The sequence below is a fragment of the Clostridium yunnanense genome (assembly GCF_016595795.1).
Classification (GTDB): domain Bacteria; phylum Bacillota; class Clostridia; order Clostridiales; family Clostridiaceae; genus Clostridium_AR; species Clostridium_AR yunnanense.
Map to the genome: position 1 here is coordinate 538,698 of NZ_JAENHN010000010.1, position 22,685 is coordinate 561,382.

Annotated in this window: 19 protein-coding genes and 1 riboswitch; of the genes, 17 read left to right on the top strand and 2 right to left on the bottom strand. The window is 30.8% G+C overall.

Annotated elements, in window-relative coordinates; genetic code table 11:
• Positions 1–165: 165 nt before the first annotated feature.
• Positions 166–268, top strand: a riboswitch (purine riboswitch).
• 140 nt (positions 269–408) lie between these two features.
• The 8 genes from JHL18_RS05490 (at position 409) to JHL18_RS05525 (ending at position 9,462) form a co-directional block, all read left to right on the top strand.
• Entirely contained in the window at positions 409–981 is a 573-nt protein-coding gene (locus JHL18_RS05490; RefSeq protein ID WP_200266913.1) for a xanthine phosphoribosyltransferase, read from the top strand.
• A 43-nt stretch (positions 982–1,024) separates the two neighbouring features.
• Positions 1,025–2,134: a BMP family ABC transporter substrate-binding protein gene (locus JHL18_RS05495; protein WP_200266915.1), complete on the top strand. Its 1,110-nt coding sequence runs from the start codon at positions 1,025–1,027 to the stop codon at positions 2,132–2,134.
• Between the two features lie 174 nt (positions 2,135–2,308).
• Positions 2,309–3,814, top strand: coding sequence for an ABC transporter ATP-binding protein (locus tag JHL18_RS05500; protein ID WP_200266917.1), 1,506 nt, complete (start codon positions 2,309–2,311; stop codon positions 3,812–3,814).
• An 18-nt stretch (positions 3,815–3,832) separates the two neighbouring features.
• Positions 3,833–4,885: an ABC transporter permease gene (locus JHL18_RS05505; RefSeq protein WP_200266919.1), complete on the top strand. Its 1,053-nt coding sequence runs from the start codon at positions 3,833–3,835 to the stop codon at positions 4,883–4,885.
• Complete coding sequence (locus JHL18_RS05510; protein ID WP_200266921.1) at positions 4,885–5,811, top strand: ABC transporter permease; 927 nt, start codon at positions 4,885–4,887, stop codon at positions 5,809–5,811. Before JHL18_RS05505 ends, JHL18_RS05510 begins: the two co-directional genes overlap by 1 nt.
• 246 nt (positions 5,812–6,057) lie before the next feature.
• Positions 6,058–7,368, top strand: coding sequence for a uracil permease (gene uraA, locus JHL18_RS05515; protein ID WP_200266923.1), 1,311 nt, complete (start codon positions 6,058–6,060; stop codon positions 7,366–7,368).
• Positions 7,369–7,847: 479 nt separating this feature from the next.
• The gene (locus tag JHL18_RS05520; protein WP_200266925.1) at positions 7,848–8,471 is read left to right on the top strand and encodes a DUF47 domain-containing protein; all 624 of its coding nucleotides are present in this window, start codon (positions 7,848–7,850) and stop codon (positions 8,469–8,471) included.
• The gene (locus JHL18_RS05525; protein WP_200266927.1) at positions 8,464–9,462 is read left to right on the top strand and encodes an inorganic phosphate transporter; all 999 of its coding nucleotides are present in this window, start codon (positions 8,464–8,466) and stop codon (positions 9,460–9,462) included. Before JHL18_RS05520 ends, JHL18_RS05525 begins: the two co-directional genes overlap by 8 nt.
• Before the next feature lie 252 nt (positions 9,463–9,714).
• On the opposite strand, the gene JHL18_RS05530 is transcribed toward JHL18_RS05525, so the two are convergent.
• The gene (locus JHL18_RS05530) at positions 9,715–10,419 is read right to left on the bottom strand and encodes a glycerophosphodiester phosphodiesterase (RefSeq protein ID WP_200266929.1); all 705 of its coding nucleotides are present in this window, start codon (positions 10,417–10,419) and stop codon (positions 9,715–9,717) included.
• 250 nt (positions 10,420–10,669) lie between these two features.
• Here JHL18_RS05530 and JHL18_RS05535 point away from each other — a divergent pair, with 250 nt between their 5' ends.
• From JHL18_RS05535 to JHL18_RS05565, 7 genes are all read left to right on the top strand, one after another.
• Positions 10,670–11,668, top strand: a complete 999-nt coding sequence (locus JHL18_RS05535) for a LacI family DNA-binding transcriptional regulator (RefSeq protein ID WP_200266931.1) — start codon at positions 10,670–10,672, stop codon at positions 11,666–11,668.
• A 172-nt stretch (positions 11,669–11,840) separates the two neighbouring features.
• The gene (locus JHL18_RS25845; protein WP_338025449.1) at positions 11,841–12,545 is read left to right on the top strand and encodes a restriction endonuclease; all 705 of its coding nucleotides are present in this window, start codon (positions 11,841–11,843) and stop codon (positions 12,543–12,545) included.
• A gap of 46 nt (positions 12,546–12,591) precedes the next feature.
• The gene (locus JHL18_RS05545; protein ID WP_200266933.1) at positions 12,592–12,780 is read left to right on the top strand and encodes a hypothetical protein; all 189 of its coding nucleotides are present in this window, start codon (positions 12,592–12,594) and stop codon (positions 12,778–12,780) included.
• A 345-nt stretch (positions 12,781–13,125) separates the two neighbouring features.
• The gene (locus tag JHL18_RS05550) at positions 13,126–13,785 is read left to right on the top strand and encodes a hypothetical protein (protein ID WP_200266935.1); all 660 of its coding nucleotides are present in this window, start codon (positions 13,126–13,128) and stop codon (positions 13,783–13,785) included.
• A 191-nt stretch (positions 13,786–13,976) separates the two neighbouring features.
• Positions 13,977–14,231, top strand: a complete 255-nt coding sequence (locus tag JHL18_RS05555; RefSeq protein WP_200266937.1) for a hypothetical protein — start codon at positions 13,977–13,979, stop codon at positions 14,229–14,231.
• A gap of 543 nt (positions 14,232–14,774) precedes the next feature.
• A complete protein-coding gene (locus JHL18_RS05560) occupies positions 14,775–15,527 on the top strand; it encodes a gamma-glutamyl-gamma-aminobutyrate hydrolase family protein (protein WP_200266939.1) in 753 nt (250 codons plus the stop codon).
• A 148-nt stretch (positions 15,528–15,675) separates the two neighbouring features.
• Positions 15,676–16,497, top strand: coding sequence for a PhzF family phenazine biosynthesis protein (locus JHL18_RS05565; protein ID WP_200266941.1), 822 nt, complete (start codon positions 15,676–15,678; stop codon positions 16,495–16,497).
• A gap of 197 nt (positions 16,498–16,694) precedes the next feature.
• Here the strand turns inward: JHL18_RS05565 and JHL18_RS05570 are convergent, their stop codons facing one another.
• Positions 16,695–17,651 carry a D-2-hydroxyacid dehydrogenase gene (locus JHL18_RS05570; protein WP_200267001.1) on the bottom strand — a complete coding sequence of 319 codons (957 nt, stop codon included), beginning with the start codon at positions 17,649–17,651 and terminating at the stop codon, positions 16,695–16,697.
• Between the two features lie 396 nt (positions 17,652–18,047).
• Here JHL18_RS05570 and JHL18_RS05575 point away from each other — a divergent pair, with 396 nt between their 5' ends.
• Positions 18,048–18,647: a DUF2238 domain-containing protein gene (locus JHL18_RS05575; protein WP_200266942.1), complete on the top strand. Its 600-nt coding sequence runs from the start codon at positions 18,048–18,050 to the stop codon at positions 18,645–18,647.
• Positions 18,648–18,941: 294 nt separating this feature from the next.
• Complete coding sequence (locus tag JHL18_RS05580; RefSeq protein WP_200266943.1) at positions 18,942–22,172, top strand: DEAD/DEAH box helicase; 3,231 nt, start codon at positions 18,942–18,944, stop codon at positions 22,170–22,172.
• Positions 22,173–22,685: the final 513 nt, after the last annotated feature.

The following is a 22,685-nucleotide window of genomic DNA, read 5'->3' on the forward strand; positions in this document are numbered from 1 at the left end:
AATGGGAAAGTTAATAAGAAAGATATTTAATATACCTGTAATTGAAGTACGGCCTAAAAATATAATAAAAAGATGATATAAATAAAAAAAATAAAATTTCTATTGATTTTTTCTTCGACATGTTATAACATACTTTTGTAAGGTAAATGCGAATAATTAATTAACAATTTTATATAACGTTCACATCGTATATGCTTAATAATATGGATTAAGCGTTTCTACCGGGAGGCCATAAACTACCTGACTACGAATGTGCAGTTGCTATTAAAATTATATATTTATAATTTTAATATTTTAGTGATTGTATATTCCTGGGCAGACTGTTGCTCAGGAATTTTTTTATTCCTTTGGAAATTGATGTAAGGCAAAAATCACATTGGCGATTTTTTATTTGAAAGGGTGTAGGTTATGAAACTACTTAAGGAAAAGATTCTAACTGATGGAAGAGCAAGAGGTTCAAATATTTTAAAGGTTGATAGTTTCTTGAATCATCAGATGGATATAAGGTTATTAAATGAAATAGGTAAAGAGTTTAGAGGCAGGTTCCAACAAGATAAAGTGGACAAGATTTTAACAATAGAAGCATCAGGAATTGGTATAGCAAGTATAGCTTCACAATACTTTGATTTTATTCCAGTAGTTTTTGCAAAAAAAACTGAAAGTTTAAATATTGATAAAGAAGTTTTTGAATCTAAAGTGCATTCTTTTACAAAGAATAAAGATTATAACGTGATGGTTGGAAAGCAGTTCTTAAAAGAAGGCGAAAATGTCTTAATAATAGATGACTTTCTTGCTAATGGATGTGCAGCAATAGGGCTAATAGATATAGTTAAGCAAGCAGGTGCTAATGTAATTGGTGTTGGTATAGTTATTGAAAAGGGATTCCAAGATGGAAGAAAGAAAATTGAAGAATTAGGGCAAAGAGTTGAATCTCTTGCAATAATAGAAAAAATGGAAGAGGGAAAAATTTATTTTAAATAAATTTATATAGTCTACTTATTATCAAACTTAGGGAGGAAATAAAATGAAAAGATTTTTGAAAATAATGTGTAGTGCAGTAGTTGCTTCGTCTTTACTTCTAGTTGGATGTGCAAGTAAGAGTGAAAATAGCAGCAGCAGTGATAAAGGCGGCGATAAGAAACCGGTAGTAGGTTTTCTATACGTAGGACCTGTTGGTGATGGTGGCTTTACTTATTCACATGATCAAGGAAGGCTTTACTTAGAAAAAGAATTAGGTGTTAAAACTGTAGCTAAAGAATCAGTAAAAGAAGATAAAGCTGAAGTTGAAAAAGCTGTTGAAGATATGATAGAACAAGGTGTTAATGTAATATTTGGAACGAGTTTTGGATTCCAAGAAGGTATGCTTTCAGAAGCAAAGAAGCATCCTGAAGTTAAATTTATGCACTGTTCAGGTTATGAAACAGCTGACAATATGGGTCAATATTTTGGAAAGATCCATGAGATGATGTACTTAAATGGTATAGTTGCTGGTCTTAAGACAAAGTCTAATACATTAGGTTTCGTTGGAGCATTTCCTATCCCAGAAGTTATAAGAAACATAAATGCATTTACACTTGGTGCACAATCAGTAAACAAGAGCATAAAGGTTAAAGTAAACTGGACTAACACTTGGTATGATCCTGCTAAGGAAAAAGATGCAGCTACAGCTTTAATAGATGCTGGTGCTGACGTAATAGCTCAACATCAAGATACTGCAGGTCCACAACAGGCAGCAGAAGCAAAGGGTGTTTTCTCAGTTGGTTATAACACAGACATGAGCAAGACTGCTCCAAAAGCAAATATGACATCAGCAGTTTGGAACTGGGGTCCTTACTATGTTAAAGTTGTTAAATCAATAATGGATGGTTCATGGAAGTCAGGAAAGTATTGGGGAGAATACGCTGACGGAGTAGTTGATTTAGCTCCACTTACAGCTAATGCGCCAGAAAAAGCTAAAGCAGCGGTAGAAAAAGCAGAAGCTGATATAAAGGCAGGTAAAGGTATATTTGTAGGACCAATAAATGATCAAAAAGGTGCTGTAAAAGTTGAATCAGGAAAAACTCTATCCGATGATGAAGTTTGGAACATTAACTGGTTTGTACAAGGAGTAGAAGGAACTATTCCGAATCAATAATATGAATGTACCACTTCATAATAAAATTTATATTTTCAAAACTCCTCTCAGAACCCAGAGGAGTTTTGAAAATAGTTCTCACATTGAAGTGGTGCATCTATAGACAGTATATAAAATTTTGAATTTGAGCTGAAGAATTCTATTCTTCAGTTCTCTTATATTGTGGAGGAAGATATGAATAAAAAGCCTTTAATTGCATTAAAAGGAATTAGTAAAACTTTCGGAAAAGTAGCTGCAAATAAGAATATTCATCTTGATATTTACGGTGGAGAAATTCATGCGCTTTTAGGAGAGAATGGAGCGGGGAAAAGTACTCTAATTAGTGTTATATCAGGTGTATACATGCCTGATGGTGGAACTATGGAGTGGAACGGAGAAAAAGTAAATTTCAGTTCTCCGAAGGAAGCTATGAAATATGGAGTAGGTACTATATATCAGCACTTTAAACTTGTAGAAGCTATGACTGCAAGAGAAAACATATTACTAGGACAAAAGGGCAAGATTTTTAGAAATGATAATAAAGTAGATAAAGATATAAAAAATATAATTGAAACTTACAGTTTAGATGTAGATTTAGGCAAGTATGTTATGGATATGTCTGTAGGGGAAAGACAAAATCTTGAGATATTAAAGGTGCTATATAGAGGTGCAAAACTTTTAATATTAGATGAACCTACTACGGTATTTACGCCTCAAGAAACAGAAAAACTTTTTAAGATTATGAGAAAGATGAAAGAACAAGGATGTGCACTTATATTCATTTCTCATAAGATGGATGAAGTAATGGAAATCTGCGATAAGATAACAATACTTAGAAAAGGTGAAACTGTTAAAACCTTAGACAAGGCTTTAACAAATCCGAAAGAATTAACTGAAGCTATGGTAGGTAGAGCGGTAGACCTATCTATAGAAAAAGTAGAATGTACTAGAAAAGAAAAGTTATTAACAGTTGATAATCTTATAGTTTTAAATGAAGAAAAAGCTGAAGCAGTAAAATCAATTTCATTTGAAATAAAAGCAGGAGAGGTATTTGGGATAGCTGGAATTGCAGGTTCTGGACAAAAAGAGTTATGCGAAGCTATTGCAGGAATAGCTAGTGTTAAATCAGGTAATATAGTATTTGAAGGTGAAAATTTAGTTGGAAAAAACCCAAGAGAATTTGTTAAAAGAGGCATAAGTATGAGCTTTATACCAGAAGATAGACTTGGAATGGGATTAGTTGGTTCTATGGATATGGTTGATAATATGCTGTTAAAAACTTATTACTCTGAGAAAGGTTTCCTAATAAATAGAAAACCAGTTGCAGAAAAGGCTAAAGCTTTAAAAGGAACCTTAGATATAAAGACACCAAGCATTCATTATCCAATAAAATATCTATCTGGAGGTAACATTCAAAAAATACTTTTAGGTAGAGAACTAAGTTCAAATCCGAAGCTTTTAATAATGGCTTATCCAGTAAGAGGATTAGATATTAACACTTGCTTTATTATCTATAATCTTATAAATGAAGCTAAATCTAAAGGCACAGCAGTCCTATTTATAGGAGAAGACTTAGATGTTTTAATGCAACTTTGTGATAGAATCATGGTGATGTGTGATGGAGCTTCAAGTGGAATAATTGATTCAGAAGAGGCTACCAGAGAGAAACTTGGACTTATGATGGTTGGAGCAGATGAATAGGAGTAGGAGGGAATAGCTTTGGCAAGACTAATAAAAAGAGAAGAGATAAGTAAAACTACAAGAATTAAGGTAATGGTAATTGCTATATTATTGGCTTTTGTAGTTGCTGGTATATTTTTAGCCATACTTGGTTATGAACCTTTAAGTGTTTTTGGATCTATGATAAAAGGTTCTTTTGGTTCAATTTATAGAGTTAGACAAACTATAATAAGAGCAATACCTTTAGTTATTGCATCTATAGGAATATCAGTTGCATTTAAGATGTTATTTTGGAACATCGGTGGAGAAGGTCAGATTTTTATGGGAGCTTTAGGAGCCGCACTAGTTGCTCTTAACATGCCAAACCTGTCAAAGCCAGTATTGCTTTTACTAATGCTAGTAGCTTCCATTGTATTAGGAGGATTATGGGCGCTTCTATCGGGAATTCTAAAGGTTTATTTTAATACGAATGAAACAATAATAACCTTAATGCTTAATTATATTGCTTTAAAGTTTATAACATATTTACAATATGGACCACTTAGAGATAAGAAAGCTATGAATTTTCCGAAGATACCTAACTTCTCTGACAACGCTATATTGCCCAAATTATTCAACATACATATAGGTTGGATATTTGCAATAATAATCGTTATAGTATTCTACTTTATAATGAAACACTCAAAACTTGGATATGAGATATCAGTTATAGGGGAAAGTCATAACACTGCAAGATACGCAGGCATAGGTATAAATAAGACTATACTAAAGGCAATATTTATAAGTGGAGCTCTTTGCGGTATTGTTGGATTTATTCAAGCATCTGCAGTTAGTGGCACACTTTCTACAGAAATCACTGGAGGAGTTGGAAATACAGCTATTATAATTGCTTGGTTATCCAATCTTAATTCAATTGTTATTCTAATTGTATCAGTTCTGTTTGCGGCTTTATTAGAAGGTGGTAATTATATTCAAACAGCATTTGGTATACCTAATGCTGCTGCGTCTGTTGTTCAGGCGTTGATATTGTTCTTTGTTCTTGGAAGCGACTTGTTTATGAGATATAAAATTTCTTTTAGGAGGAACGAATAATGAATATAGTATCATTTTTACATGCTACAATAGTAGCTGGAACTCCTCTTTTATTAGCTACTTTAGGTGAAATACTTACTGAAAAAGTAGGTAACCTTAACCTAGGGGTAGAAGGTATGATGCTTATGGGAGCTGTGATGGGATTTATAGTAGGGTATAGCACAGGTAATCCTTATATGGCACTTTTGGCAGCTATGATAGCAGGAGGATTGGGAGGCTTTATTTATGGAGTTTTAACTGTAGGGTTAAGAGCAAATCAAGTAGTGACTGGATTAACTTTAACCATATTTGGTACTGGACTTTCTAGTCTTCTAGGACAAAAGGTTGTTGGACAGGTAGTACCTAATACAATAAAAGACTTTTTTGCTCCAGTAAGTATTCCGATTTTAAGTGAGATTCCATATATAGGACAGATACTTTTTACACAAGATGTGTTTGTATATATATCATATTTATTAGCAATAATTACTGGTATTTATCTTTACAATACTAGAGCAGGATTAAATTTAAGAGCTGTAGGAGAAAATGCAGCAGCAGCTGACGCAGTTAGTATAAATGTTAGTTTATATAAGTATGTAAATATAACAATAGGTGGTGCTCTAGCTGGACTTGGAGGAGCATATCTTTCATTAGTCTATGTTCCTGCATGGCAAGAAAATATAGTAGCAGGTAGAGGATGGATTGCTGTAGCTTTAGTTATCTTTGCAGCTTGGAATCCTTATAAAGCAATAATAGGTGCATACTTATTTGGTGGATTAGATATAATAGGTTTTAGACTAGGAAAAGTAGTTATAAACCAATATTTCTTATCTATGCTACCATACTTAGTAACTATTATAGTTTTAGTATTTGTATCAGCTAAAAAATCTAAGAAAAATTCTCCTCCTAAAGGACTTGGAAACAGTTATTTTAGAGAAGAAAGATAAAATAAATTATACCGCTATTGATTTTTATTTTGGTATGTGATATATTCTATTAGATAACAAAAAACCTTTAAACCAGTCCAGAGAGGCTGTAAGGAGCAGGATATAATTACAGGTATTTTTATGTGGTTTTATAACTTCTTACAGTAGTAAGAAGTTTTTTTTATTCTAATAAGCACTTTAATTTAGTCCAGAGAGGCTAAAAAGGAAGCGAAAGCTTCCCCAATATTAAACAGGGGGGATTTTTTTATGGCAAGTAATGCAATAAAGAGACAAGAAGTAGTAAATTCAAAATCAGGGAGTATAGATGTTAATGATAAGCTTCCTCTAAAGACAGCAATTCCATTAAGTTTCCAACATTTGTTCGCAATGTTTGGATCATCAGTTCTAGTACCAATTCTTTTTAATGTAGACCCCGCAATCGTATTGTTTTTCAATGGAATAGGAACATTGCTTTATGCCTTCATAACTAAGAAAAAGATACCTGCATACTTAGGTTCAAGTTTTGCCTTCATAGCACCAGTTTTAGCTTTAATGGGAAAAGGATTAAGCTTTGCAGAAGTCCAAAGCGGATTTGTGTTAGTAGGAGTAGTTTTATCAGCAGTAGCTATATTAATAGGCTATACAGGGGTAGGTTGGATCAAGAAGGTGTTTCCGCCTGCGTCAATGGGAGCAATAGTTGCAATAATAGGACTTGAGTTAGTACCTGTAGCAGCTGATATGGCAGGCTTTGCAGTAGGTGGTTCGAACACGAAAGTATTTAATCCAACCTGGGCAATTGTCTCGATGATAACTTTATTAACAGTAATATTCTGTAATGTATTGTGCAGAGGGTTTATGAAGATTATACCAATACTTATAGGTATAGTTGTTGGTTATGTAACAGCAATTGCAATGGGATTAGTTGATTTTACAGCAGTAGGTAATGCAAGTCTAATTGCAATTCCTAAGTTTACAATAGTAAAGTTTAATATGACAGCAATCATAACAATAGTGCCAGCAGCCTTCGTTGTAATGGCAGAGCATATAGGACATTTAGCAGTAACAGGAAATATTGTTGGAAGAGACTTAACTGAAGATCCAGGACTACACAGATCAATGTTAGGTGATGGACTATCAACTATAATCTCAGGATTTTTTGGATCGGTTCCAACAACTACATATGGAGAAAATATAGGTGTGCTTGCAATAACAAAAGTTTACAGCGTATATGTAATAATGGGAGCAGGAGCACTATCAATAATTCTAGGTTTCTCAGGAAAGCTTGCAGCAATCATAAGGAGCGTACCAACTCCAGTAATTGGAGGAGTTTCGTTACTATTGTTTGGAACAATAGCTATAGCTGGTTTTAGAACTTTTGTAGAAGAAAAAGTAGATTTTTCAAAGCAAAGAAACTTAATGCTAACTTCCGTAATATTCGTAGTAGGTTTAAGCGGAATGAAGATGACTTTAGGAACTATAGAAATAAAAGGAATGGTTTTGGCTACTCTTGTTGGAGTGGTACTTAACTTAGTGTTTATAATATTCGATAAATTAGGATTAATGAATGAGGCAGAATAGAAGTTCCTTTATTTAATCTGTTTATAGTATGATATCCAATCTAAAAAAGTTATAAATTCATGTTTATTACTTAAAACATGAATTTAACTTTAAGATTGGGTATTTTTTATTTTATAAGAAATATAATATATGTATATGTCTATAACAAGAAGTCGTTTACAATAGAATTGGTATTTGAAAATGGCAGTGTTACTTTGTTTACAGGCAATTTAAGAAGTCTATGGTTAATAATTCTTTAAGTGAAGGATTAATTCCATTTATGACATAATACTAATTAAATGGATAATTAAACAAGTATCATAAAGTTAAATTTTAGTTAAGTAAATGATGATAATGTTAAAAAAACATAGATTAAGTTATTAAAGTTAAAAAGTGAAGAAAATAATTAAAATTATTAATGAAACTTAACACAATCTTAACAAACAACTTGTATCATTAATAGAGTTGAGCAAATAAAAGTTATATCATAGGAGGAAGCTATGTTTAATTTATCACCTAAAAACGACAAATTTTTTGATTTATTTATTTCATTTTCCGAGATTATAAGTGATGCAGCTCGCGCACTTGATGATTTTGTAAAGTCTCCAAATGAGGCAAATGAAAAATACGAGCACTTAAGAGATATCGAACACAGAGGCGATGATGAGCTACACAAAATTCTTGAGGAAGTAAATAACAGCTTTATCACACCTATCGATAGAGAAGATATTTTTATCATTGGTAAAGCACTTGATGATGTAGTTGATTATATCGAAGATACTGCAGCAAGATTTTTAATGTACAATGTTAACGAAGTTAATGAAAATGCATTACTTATTTCAGCAAATATTGTAAAAGCAAGCGATGAGATTAAGCTTTTAATGCAAGCTTTTAAGAATATGAAGAACACAGCTGAAATAAAAAATAAGATAGTAGAAGTTAATAAGCTTGAAAATGATTGTGATAGAATATACAGAGAAAGTATGAAAGCACTATTTAGTGGCGGAACAAAGGAAATCAAAATAATCATTTGGAAAGATATTTATGAATCTTTAGAAGATGCAATAGATTCATGTGAAAAGCTTGCAAATGTTATTGAAGGAGTTGTAACAAAGCATGTCTAGTTCTGTATTAGTAGTAACTGTAGTTGTTGTAATTTTAGCGTTAGGCTTTGATTTCATAAATGGTTTCCATGATACTGCTAATTCTATAGCTACATCTGTATCTACAAGAGTTTTAACTCCGAAGCAGGCTATAATGATGTCAGCTTTTCTAAACTTTGTAGGTGCATTTATAAGTACTAAGGTTGCTCATACTGTGGGATCAGACATTGTAGATGGAAGTGCAATACCTCAAACAGTGGTTTTAGCAGCACTAGTTGCAGCTATAATATGGAATTTAGTTACTTGGTATTTTGGTATTCCTAGTAGTTCATCTCATGCATTAATCGGAGGACTTGTAGGATCTGCAATAATATATAAATTAAGCTTTGCAGTTGTAAACTGGCACAATCTTCTTTATAAAGTAGTTTTATGGTTGTTTTTATCACCGGTAATAGGTTTTGTTATGGGATACGTGTTTATGATACTATTAAATTGGATACTAAGAAAATCAAAACCGGCTCAAGTGACAAAGTCATTTTCAAAGCTTCAGATATTATCAGCAGCTTTGATGGCGTTTAACCATGGAGGAAATGATGCACAAAAATCTATGGGTATTATTTCTATGGCTTTATTAAGTGGTGGTGTTATTAGTACTTTTCATGTTCCTTTTTGGGTAAAGGCAGGCTGTGCATTAGCAATGGCACTTGGTACATCAATTGGTGGATGGAAAATAATAAAGACTATGGGCGTGAATATGGCAAAACTTGCACCAGTAAATGGGTTTGCTGCCGAAACTGGAGCAGCTGCAGTAATATTTACTGCTACTATGCTTAACGCACCTGTAAGTACTACTCATATAATTTCAGGTTCTATTATGGGTGTTGGAGCATCAAAAAGATTTTCATCAGTTAGATGGAGTCTAGCTCAAAATATAATGTGGACATGGGTTATAACTATTCCAATATGTGCAACTCTAGGTGGAATAACAATATTTTTAATTAAGCTTATATAATTTACGGAATTTTAATTACATAATATGAATTTTATGTTCCAAAGTAACTATAGATTTGAGATGCTGAAGTTAATCAAGCATTTCTCAAAGTATAATTACTTTGGAACTTTTTATTATTTAGGAATGTATAAAGTCTTTAGGTTATGATTAAGAATGTTAAGAAATTAAGTGGTTATGCGTAAGCTAATTAAAGCATCGGATGCATAGGCACTTAATTTCAACACGATACATTAATAGAGGTTATTTTTATGTTTACTGCATTATTTGATTAAGCATATCTGGGTAGTTAGTGATTATTCCATCTACTCCTAATTGAAGAAGCTTTTTCATATATTCTGCTTCATTGACTGTATATGTGTTTATTTGAAAGCCTTGCAATTTAATATTATCCACAATGTCTTTATTTAGAACAGAGAAAAACTGGGGATGCATAGCATCAGCTCTGCAAAGTCTACAGTAGTTACCAGGTTCATATATCCAGCAATCATATAGAAGACCGGTTTTATATGAAATATCTAATGCCTTAATATTTACCATAGAATAATGATTAAAAGAAGATAAAATTACTTTGTCCTTTGGGTAGCTATATTTATCTAACAAATTTAAAGTGATTGTTTCTATGCCTTCATATGCAATTATACTGTTTTTTAACTCTAAATTTATAAATAAGTTTTTTTCTTTTGAAAAGGCAATAAAGTCTTCTAAGGCCGGAATTTTTTGTCCGCTTCCAAAGTTTAGTTTTAATAATTCTGAATAAGTATAATCTTTCACTAGTCCAGTTCCGTTAGAGGTTCTATCTAAGGTTTCATCATGAATTAGTACAGGAACACCATCTTTGCTAAGTTGTATATCGGTTTCAATGCCACTACAATGGGCTTCTGAAGCTTTTTCAAATGCTAGCATAGTATTCTCAGGGTATTTGCCGCTAAAGCCTCTATGTGCAATATTAAGAGTCATAACATCACCTCAAAAATTTATTGTATATAAAATCAGTGTAATATACAAATTTTTTGCTGTAAAGTAAGTGGAAAAATTAAGGTGACTAAATCCATATATTTCAATGTTTTTTGAAGTTTTTTATACAATACATTTATATTGAAATATAAACTTTGATTTTTTACTAAAACATTGGTAAAATTTTATTTAATAGCACTATATGTAATGCTTAAAAGGTTATTAATTAAATTAGGAGATAATAGTAGAAGATATGGCAACAATAAAAGATATAGCAAGTAAAGCTGGTGTTTCTATAGCAACTGTATCACGAGTACTAAATTTTGATGATACCTTGAATGTGTCTGATGTGACAAAAAAGAAGATTTTTGAGGTAGCAGAAGAATTAAATTATACGACTATGAAGCAAAGAAAAAACAAAAAGAGTTCCTACCAAATAGGATTAATCCATTGGTACACTGATCGAGAAGAATTACTTGATCCTTATTATATGTCAATTAGAATGGCAATAGAAAGAAAGTTTAGCGAAGAAAGTATAAGCTTTACTAGAATTAATGAAGTATCTGATAATATGTATAGCGTTGACGGGATAATTGCAATAGGAAAATTTGGAGAAGAAGATATAGATAAATTTAAAGATTTATCTAAGAATATTGTATTTGTTGATTGTTCTCCAAATGAGGAAATATATGATTCTGTAGTTATAGATTTTAGAAGAGCCGTTAATGAGGTATTAAAATATCTAACAAATCTAGGGCATGAAAGAATAGCATATATTGGTGGACGTGAAGCAATTAATGATGGTAAAGAAGATATAGTAGATTATAGAGAAGTTACATATACGCAGTATATGAAGGATATTAATTTATACAGGTCTGATTACATAAGGGTGGGTAATTTTACTCCTGGTAGCGGATATGAACTGATGAATAGTTTATTGAAACAGGAGATTATACCAACTGCAGTTTTCATAGCTAGCGATTCCATGGCTATAGGAGCATATAAAGCAATCAATGAAAAGAGGTTATCAATTCCCAAAGATATAAGTATTGTGGGATTTAATGATATTTCTACAGCTCAATTTATTGTTCCACCTCTAACTACAATAAAGGCTCATACTGAATTTATGGGAGAAATAGCATTTGATCTTTTAATGGAAAGATTAAAGAAGGATAGAGAAATATGTAAAAAGATTATAGTACCTACGAAACTAATTGTTAGAGACAGTTGCAGTGCACCTAAGCTTGACTAAAGTTTAAAAATAACTTATATAGGATGACATCATAAATTATATATAAGTTTTAATAAGTTTTATTCATAATAAGTATTGAAGTAAGGATGTTTTAGGCCGTTAATTGATGAAGAAGATTAAATAAGACTTATATATTTAGATAAATTACTACAAAAGACAAGGATGAAAGAATGTGAAGTACAGGAATACTAAAGATAATAGATTGAGAAGGGTTTTTATTATAATATATCTTACACAGCTAGCTCTAGTAAGAATATTTACTGATAAAAGTATTTTTTTTATAGATATTATTGTGGGCACTATTATTCTAATATTTATGTATTTAATAGTAAAAAAATATACTGTAAAAAGAATGTTAAAGTATAAGATGGAAAATGTAGATAAATTAAGTGGCGAAGATTTTGAGGAGTTTTTAGCCTTAAAGTTCAAAAAGCTAGGATATAAAGTGAAATTAACTCCAACAACTGCTGATTATGGTGCGGATTTGGTATTAAAGAAAGATAAAGCAAAGATAGTGGTTCAAGCTAAAAGATGGAATAGCAAAGTTGGAGTAGAAGCAGTTCAGCAGGTAGTAGCTTCTATGAAGTATTATAATGCTGACAGATCTATGGTGATAACTAATAGTTACTTTACCGATAATGCAAAGATATTGGCTAAATATAATGAAGTGGAATTATATGATAGAAGCAGACTGTATAATCTGCTAGAAGCTCAAAATACCAATGAAATGTTTAATAAATCAGTGTGCCCTAAATGTGGGGCTGATTTAGTTATTAGAAACGGAAAATATGGGTATTTTTATGGTTGTGAGAGCTATCCAAAATGTAGTTTCACTAAAAATATAGAAGGCTCAAATAACAATCATAATGTGAAATAATAAATATGGCATATAACATAAATCTATTAAAGGTAAGGAGAAACAAATGCAAGTAGAAATTTTCATAAATGGAGTAAAAGAACCTATAGTTTATAAAGGTGATAGAATAGATGTCTTAGACTTTAAAATGAATAATATAGATTATAAGCAAGTAAGATGCTTCGTAAATGGATTTAGCAAAAGTGAACTAATAGAGAAAAAACTGATAAAAAGAATATCTGAGAAATCTGAATAAAAGAATGGACTATCTCCAAAACTAATTATAATAGTTTGGAGGTGATTTTATGTCTAAAAAAAATCAACAATCATCATGGAACAGTAAAAGATTTAAAAGTCCTGAAAAAAATGAACAGGAACCAGTTAAAGAAATTCAAAACAAGCATAAAGATAAGTAAATAGTATATAATAGATTTTCAAAGACTGCTTCGTAAATGAAGTGGTCTTTTGTTTTTGCTACCCTGTTAATTTTAAAAGATTACTTTAACAGCTCCTTTATTTTAGATGATTTACACATAAAATTTTCAAGTTTAAGGCAAATTAATAAAGAAAATACATTAATTTTGCGAAGGGGTGTTTGTTTTTGAAAAAAAGATTCATTGTATCTGCATTGTTAATTACAGCTCTATCTATTCCTACAATAGCCTATGGCATAGATAATCAAGCTATAAATACTAATGTAGATAATAGAAATCAAGTTTGCCAAAATGTGAAGCATCATTATAAAGCAAAAGCTTTAGAAAGAGAAAATAAATTTGAGGCGTTGCTAAAAGTTGAAGGGTTGAGTAGTGAAAATAAAAACTCACTAGAGGTTGCTTTACAGAAAAAGTTTGAACTTAAACAACAATTTTTTAGTTTAGCAGGGAATAAAGTACATGATCAAAAAGGGTTTGATGAATTTAAAAGTCAAGCAAAAGCCATAAAAGACAAGGTAATAAATAAAGAAATTACTGAAGAAGAAGGCAAAAAACAGCTTGATGAACTAAGAAGTAATAAAAGAGAATCATCAGAGATGTGGAAAAACTTAAGTGATGATGGCAAAAAGGAAATGGAAGAATTAGAAAAGGAATCAAGAACATTAAGAGAAAATAACAAAAGATATTTTGAAGAATATAAAAAAGCTGCAGAAAGCAAAGATGAGACTAGTATAAATAGTGCAGCTAAAAATGTAATTGATACAATTAATAAACAAAATTCCTTAATGCAAAGAAAAATAGATGTTTTAAAGAAAGAAGCTAAGTAATTGTAATTGATAAAACGGCACAGTTTAAGGTGCCGTTTTAAATTTAAATAGGGTTATTTTATATATCAAGTAATAATAAAGCATAATTTCGTATAAATTAGTACAAGTTTAATGAAAAATACATTATAATTTATATAGTCAAAAGATAAATTGTAGTGAATAGATAAAATTATGAAAAGGCGAGAGGGATTATGGAGGGGGATTTAATATTATTACTTGGTATTGCTAATATACCTTTATATAAAATGATTTATGAGACTTTCTTTCAAGAGACTATGAGAAAAGATGATGCGAAGATTAAAAATAATTCTGTAATATATAGCATTGGTCTGGAACGTAAAAGTAAAGATGATGGACGAGGTTCTTTATTTTTATTACTTTGTATTTTAGCTGTAGCATTTGAATTTTTTACAATAGAAGGAACAATCTCAATATTTATATCTTAATGTATTTACTTGAACGTAAAATCAACATATAAATTCTAACAAAAGTTTAGTAAAGTTTTGATTAAGTTATGAATACTAAAAATACAGACATTTCGATTTGGAATTATAAATTCCATTACGAGATGGGCTGTATTTTTCTTTAGGTCTTTATGATTCAATTATGTTTGTTGTGGTCTGAAATTATGCAAGTATAGATAAACTAATAACTTAAATAAAAGACTTGTATGCTTAATAGTTTTAAGGGAGGACATAAGTTAAAGAAGAATGTATTCTCATAGTCGTAGAGTTATAGCAATATGCATTTGTTAAACATAGTATATATAGATTTACCTCAAAGAGCACCCAAATGTATAAGCTATTATAATAAATTATTTATAAAAGCTAGTAAGTTTTTGATATAATAGTATTTAAATAAAAAAGTTATTGGTTTGATGAATTTTTAAGGCTTTACTTTTTAAATTTCAATAGATAGAAGTTTGGTATATGAAGTATCAAGTGTGCTGATACATAAGAAAAATACTTGCGTAATTTTAGGAGGTTATTATGGAAAGACAAAAACCACTAATAGGAATTATGGGAAACCTTTTATCCATAGATAATGGAGCTTTTTTAGGTAGTGAAAGAGTATATGTAACTGATGCGTATGTTGATTCTATAATAAGGGCAGGAGGAGCGCCAATTATAATTCCTCCAGTTTTGGATGGAGAGGCCTTAAATATTATAGTGAACCAAATGGATGGTATATTACTATCTGGAGGATATGATGTTGATCCTCTACTTTATGGTGAACAGCCAAAGCAAAAGCTTGGTTTTGTGCATAGAGTAGTAGATGAGGCTACTATAGAAGTGATAAAAAAAGCATATAGTAAAGGTAAGTCCATATTTGGGATATGCAAGGGAGCTCAGGTTCTAAATGTAGCGTTTGGAGGAACTGTATATCAAGATATGTCCTATATTGAGGGAAGTTATATAAAACATGAACAAAATGCTCCGAATTTTAGAGGAACTCATCCGGTAACTATTGAAAAAAATAGTAAATTATATAAAATAGTAGGAGGGGACGTTTTGGTTAACAGTTATCATCATCAAGCGATAAATGATGTAGCTGATGGTTTTAATGTGGTAGCGATGGCAAGTGATGGAGTTATTGAGGCCATTGAAAAAGATGATGATAGCTTCGTAATCGCAGTTCAATGGCACCCAGAAATGATGAGTAAGTATGATAGGACAATGCAAGAACTTTTTAATAGTTTTGTTAACTCATGCATTAATAAAACTATTGGTAATTCAATATAAACTACACTAAAGAGTTACTGTATCGAAACTTAATTTATACTTGTTCAAAAATCTCGGCTTTTGAGGATTTTTGGGCATGTATAAATTAATAGTTGAATTAGGAGCCCTATATATAACAAATAAAAAAATACGATAAAGGATTGAAAAAATGAAGAGTATATCTGTATACACAGTAGATAGTTTTGCTAATGAAATATTTAAAGGAAATCCAGCTGGAGTTTGCATATTGAATGAGGAATTAGAGGACGGTACTATGCAGCTTATAGCTAAGGAGTTAAGGTTTTCTGAAACAGCGTTTATTATGGCTTTTAAGGATAACATATATAGTATTAGATGGTTTACTCCAGAATATGAGGTTGATATATGTGGGCATGCTACTTTAGCTGCTTCACACGTTTTGCTAAATGAAATAAAAGTCCCTTTTGATAATATACTTTACAGTGGTAACAAAGGAATAATTAGGGCTTGTAAAGAGGATAATGGAGAAATAAGTTTAGACTTTCAAATTGACGAACCAGAAACAAGTATACCATTTGATTACGAAGAAGTAATAAAATCATTAGGAATTAATAAATACGTAAATGTTTTTTGCGGAAAACTTACAGGAAAATTAGTGGTTGAGTTGGAAGATGAGGAAGAGATAAGACTTGTCAAACCTAATTTTGATGCCATGAAAGATATACATATAGGAGGGCTGAAAGGTGTTGGAATAACAGCAAACTCAGATAATGAATATGATTTTGTTACCAGATATTTCAACCCTTGGGCAGGGGTAAACGAGGATTATGTAACCGGTTCGGTTCATACCTTATTAGCTCAGTATTGGTCTTCAAAAAAAGATAAAAAATTTCTAAAAGCTAAGCAACTTTCTTCACGAGAAGGAGAGGTAAGCTTGCATATACATGATAATGGTAGAGTGAAGCTATCTGGAAGGGCTGTGCTGGTTTTAAAGGGAGAAATGTTCATATAGAGATGTACCAATTTTATTTGAAAAATGGTATAGGATTCCTAGCTCAACTATTAAGTTATACTTGCCCGATAATCTCCAGAAGCCGAGATTATCTAACAAGTATAACTCAAGTTTCTATAGAGGAATCCTTTAGCTATATAAGTGATTTTTATAATGAAAATATAAAGTGTTTTATACATTTAGGAGTATAGGAGAAACTATACTCTATTTCTTTTTTCATTTCTTAGGTAAGCTTCTATATTTTTATAAACTTCTAAGATTAAATTCTGTCTTGCCTCGATACTTGCCCATGCAATATGAGGAGTAATAAAAAGTTTATCTGAATTTGCCACACTTAGCAGAGGATTTGATTTATCAATTGGTTCTTTAGATATAACATCTAAACTAGCACCTAAAATTAAATTCTCATCTAATGCTTTTGCTAAAGCACTTTCATTAATTATTCCGCCACGTCCCATATTTAATAATATTGCTGTTTTTTTCATTTGAGTAAGTTCTTTATAATCGATAAGATTTTTAGTAAGTTCATTTAATGGGCAATGGACAGAAACAACATCACTTTTTGAGAGTAGTTCAGAAAGATCCACTCTTTTATAAGAGCTGTTAGAATTTTTACCTGAGGTCGAGTAATATATAACCTTGCATCCAAAGGCTGAGGCCACAGTAGCTACCCCTCTACCAATTTCACCAAGGCCAATTATGCCAAAGGTTTTTCCTTTTAACTCCCAAAAGCTTTTGTTGATATGGGTGAAAAGCTCGCTCCTTGAGTATTCACCTGTTTTAACGTAGTTATCGTAATATTTAAGGCTCTCTAGAAGGTATAGCAATGAAGCAAAGGTATGTTGAACAACGCTGTTTGTAGAGTAACCTGCAACGTTGGTAACAGCAATGTTATTGCTGTTTGTATAACTTAAATCTACATTGTTTGTGCCAGTTGCAGTAAGACATATTAGCTTCAAGTTTGGACATTTAGCAAGATTTGTTTCATTTAATAGAATCTTATTTGTAATAATAATTTCAGCGTTTCTTATTCTATCTACAACCTGTTCAGGGTTAGTTGTCTCGTAAATTGTTAAATCACCAAAAGAGTGTAAAATACTTAGATCTATGTCATCTCCAAGAGTTTTAGCATCAAGAATAACAAGCTTCATTATATCTCCTCCATAATCTATAGACTTTTAATTAATATTATATGATAAGCACTGATCTAATTAAATGATAAGTTTTGAAAATGTTTGATTACAGTTACTCTTTTATATAGTATATCAAAAATTTAACTAAATTCTAAAATATATTAAGCTCAAACCTAATGTGTATATAACTAAAATATAAAAATAAATAATAGTTTATTTATAATATAGATAAACTATTATTTATTAGAATTTATCCAAATAAAGATTCGTAGAACCATGGAAATCTTTATTTGGAGTTTAAGGAATGAAGTAGTCTATCTATGAACTTGCAAATAATAATGAGATAAATATAAAAAAGATTATGTTGGTAGTCCATACATGTATATAAATATACGGTATATGAGGAGAGAATATTTTATGATAACTAAAGATAAAAAACACTATATAGGTTTAATATTTCTAATATGTATTTTTATATGGTCACTTATTAAACCTAAAAGCTATCTGATTTGGATTTTGGAAGCTGCTCCATTAATCATAGGGATACCTGTGTTACTGTTAACCTATAAGAAATTTAAGTTCTCTAATCTTACATATATGATGATATTACTTGCTTCATGCATAATGCTTGTTGGTGGACATTACAGCTATACGGAGGTTCCACTTTTTTCATGGATACAAAAGTTCTTTAGCTTAAGCAGAAATCACTATGATAGAGTTGGACATTTTATTCAAGGAGCAACAGCTGCTTTAATAATCAGAGAAATATTGTGGAAGCTTAGAATCGTAAAGCAGAAAGTATGGGTTACTATAATTTCAATATGCATGTGTTTAGCTGTAAGTGCCTTTTATGAAATTATAGAATTTGCTATTACATATATAGTTGGTGGAGAAGCTGATGCTTTCTTAGGTATGCAAGGAGATATATGGGATGCACAATGGGATATGATTTGTGCATTAATAGGTGCTATAGTTTTTAACTTTATATTTGGAGTATTAGGGCATGATGAAAATTAATAGCAGTGTGTATAATTTTTTTGACTCATAGTAAGTGAAAAATCAATTATAGATAAACATAGTAATTTCAAGCGGTTAAGATGATTTTTTAGTGAATATAATAAAAAAATAAAATTTGCATTGTATCAAAATCATTTAACATAGTGGTGAAAACAATGATATAATAATAAGGTTAGACTTTCTAACCTTATTATTATTTATAATCATAAAGAGAGATTAAAACGAAGTTTTAAGGAAATGATTTATAGATAGTGTATTTGCTTAATTGTTCATCCATTGTAGGAGGTGAATTCTTTGAATTTTAGATATGGAAACTTAGGTGAGTTATGTAAACCTCATATATTAAAAAAAGGGGAAACTTATTATACAGGAGAATATGTTTTTGATTTTGAGATTCAAGATATAGAGGAAGATTTATCAAGAAGTATAAGGTGCTATGTTGCATCAGAGTATTTTGATCAGTATTTAGTGAATTTTCAAATAGACTTTAAAAACAAGCTTATGGAGGGTAAGTGTACCTGCGCAAACTACCTCAAAGATGGAAAGGTATGTAGTCATATTGCAGCAGGGTATCTTCATTATTTAAATAAGCTAGCTAAGAAAGAAGTAAAGAAAGTTAGTATAGTAGAACAAATGGTAAAGCTATATGATAACTTAGTTACTGCAAAAAAGCATAAGGAACCAGTGAAATTAGATGTTATTTTAACTCTTAATAAAGAAATTACTTTGCTTGATTTAAAGGTTGGAACTGATAAATTATATTCGGTCAGAGATCTTGAAAGATTTCTTTTAGATATTAAGAAAGAAGATTGTATTTTAGAGTTTGGCAAGGGGTTTATACTAGACCTTAACGAACAATATTTTGAGGTTCCTGACAATAATCTAATTTATTTTCTTCAAGATTTGCTTTCAATTGGAGAAATTGCATCAGAAAAAGGAACTCCTAATAAGTTGTTTCAGGGTAAATATATAAAGTTAGTGGATTCAAGTTTAAAAAGAGTACTGGAACATTGTAAGGAAAAAAGTATAACTATAGTAATTGATTCAGATAAATATGAGAACTGCAGGATATGTACAGATGAATTGAAGTTTGAAACAAAGATTGAAGAAGAGTTAGTGGTAATGCGGGTTAAACCTAAGATTAATTTGCCAGTTCCTGTAACGATAGACTATGAATATATGTTTTATGATAAAAAGATTTATAGATGTGATAAAAGAAATGCAAATAAGTTAAAGGCTATTTGTACATTCTTTATGGGTAGTGAAAACAACGAACTCATAATACCCAATAGGGAAAAGGGGTTATTCATAGGGAAGATATTGCCGGTGTTAAATACGATTTCTAATATCGAGTTGCCAGAAACTTTAAAGAAGAAATTGGAAGACTCAGGAGCTCCGCTAACCTGTAAATTCTATTTTGATAAAGTAGGAAAGCACGTGGGATTGAAGGTCAAGTTTAACTATAAGATTGTTGAAATAGATGCTGTTTCAGAAAAATACGTGCCTAAAGATGTATCAGTTATAAGGGATATAGATAAAGAAGAAGAGGTTAAAAACTTATTGATATCGATGGGATTTATAAAGAATAAAGATAATTTAATTATAAGTGATGAAGAAAAAATAATTGAACTTCAAAGTGAAGGCTTAGAGAAACTGGCTGAATTTGGAGATGTATATTATTCTGAGGACTTCAAAAAGTTTAAGGTAATAAAAAAGCTTACATTAAGTGCAAGTACAAGTATTAATGAAGAAGATTTACTTGAGTTTTCGTTTAATATTGATGAATTAACCAATGAAGAACTTGTTGGGACTATCAAAGCTTTAAGAAGTGGTAAAAAATATTATAAAGCGTCGGATAAAGGGTTTATTATGCTTGATGACCCTATGTTACAGAACCTTAATAAGGTTTTGGAATCATTAAATATTAAAGAAAGCAGTCTTCTAAATGACAAAGTTGATCTTGATAAATATAATGCTCTATATCTTAATGATAAAATAAATAAATATCTTAGTGGTAATATTGTTAAGAAGGATGACAGTTTTTCAAAATTGATTGATTCTTTTGAGGGGGTAAACAAGGAGAAAATAAGTATACCGAAACAACTGAATTGTCAGATGAGAAATTACCAAATAGATGGTTATAAGTGGCTCAAGACATTAAAAAAATATGGCTTCGGAGGAATATTGGCAGATGAAATGGGCTTAGGTAAGACCTTACAAACAATTTCCTTGCTTTTGTCAGAAAAGGAAGACCAAAAAACTAATCCTTCTATTGTTATATGCCCAACCTCTCTTTTATACAATTGGAAAGAAGAACTAGAGAGATTTGCTCCTTCACTTAGGGTCTTAATTTATTATGGCAGCAAAGCTAATAGAAGTAGGCTTGAAGAAGAGTTCAAGAATGTTGATGTTATATTAACCACATACCCTATTGTTAGAATAGATATAGAAGAGCTTAAAGAACATACCTTTAACATAGCTATAATTGATGAAGCTCAGAATATCAAGAACAGTATTTCTCAAAATTCAAGAAGTGTAAAAGAATTAAGGGCGGAAAATAGATTTGCATTAACAGGAACACCAATTGAAAATTCGCTTATGGAACTTTGGTCTATATTTGATTTTATAATGCCAGGATTCCTTTTTTCTTCAAATTCTTTTAAGAAGAAATATGAGCTTCCTATAATTAAGGACGATGATAAAACTGCATTAAATGAACTTTTATCTAAAGTTACTCCGTTTATTTTAAGACGTAAGAAAAAGGATGTGCTTAGCGAATTGCCACCTAAGATTGAGAGAAAGGTATCGGTGGAACTAAACAAGGAACAGAGAAAATTATATTCTACTTACGTAAAAATATATAAAAATGAAATTCAAGCAAATATAGAAAAAAATGGTGTGAATAAAAGTAAGCTTCAGATATTATCAGCGCTTACAAGACTTAGACAGTTGTGCTGTGATCCATCAACCTTTATTAATGATTATACAGGGGGAAGCAGTAAGCTTGATACCCTTTATGAACTTATAGAAAGTTGTATCCAAGAAGGTCATAGGATTTTATTATTTTCTCAGTTTACATCGGCACTTAAAAATATAGAAAAACATCTTCAGGAAACTGGGATATCCTATATGTACTTAGATGGTTCTGTAAAGTCAGAAGAAAGACTAAAATTAGTGAATTCTTTTAATAGTGGCAACAGTTCTGTATTTTTGATTTCTTTAAAGGCAGGAGGAGCAGGGCTTAATCTTACGTCAGCTGATGTGGTTATTCACTTTGACCCTTGGTGGAATCCTGCGGTGGAGGATCAAGCTACAGATAGAGCTCATAGGATAGGTCAAGAAAATAGCGTTGAAGTAATAAAGCTTATAGCTAAGGGAACTATAGAAGAAAAGATATATAAGCTTCAAGAAAAGAAAAAGGATATAATCAATAATGTTATGGAAGAAGAGTCTATAGCATCATCGGTGATAAGTACTATGAATATTGATGATATAAAAGAACTTTTCAATGAAACAGAATTTTAAACAATAAAAAAGTGATTGAAGTGATCTTATTCAATCACTTTTTTTGCGCATCTGCCTTTCCGAATGTATATGAGGAAAATCTGGCAGGCGATATATTCTTTTTTTTATTCTTTGAAATAATATTACGTCTTAAGTGGTGACACATATTTATCAACAGATACAGTTGAGATATAAATTTCTAAAGAATAAAAAGTGATTGAAGTGATCTTATTCAATCACTTTTTTTGCGCATCTGCCTTTCCGAATGTATATGAGGAAAATCTGGCAGGCGACATATTCTTTTTTATTCTTTAAGATAATATTATGGTTTAAATAGTGACATATATTTATCAATAGATATAGTTGAGATATAAATTTATAAAGAATAAAAAAAGCTGTAGTCAATTAAGGAGGGCACTGAAAAACTTTAGTTTTTCAGGAGCGATTTATTTAAATAGTTTAAAAGTAGCTGATAAAACTAAGAGTTTTTAGTTTTATCAGCTGCTTTGTTTTAAAAACTGCTTAAGTTAATTG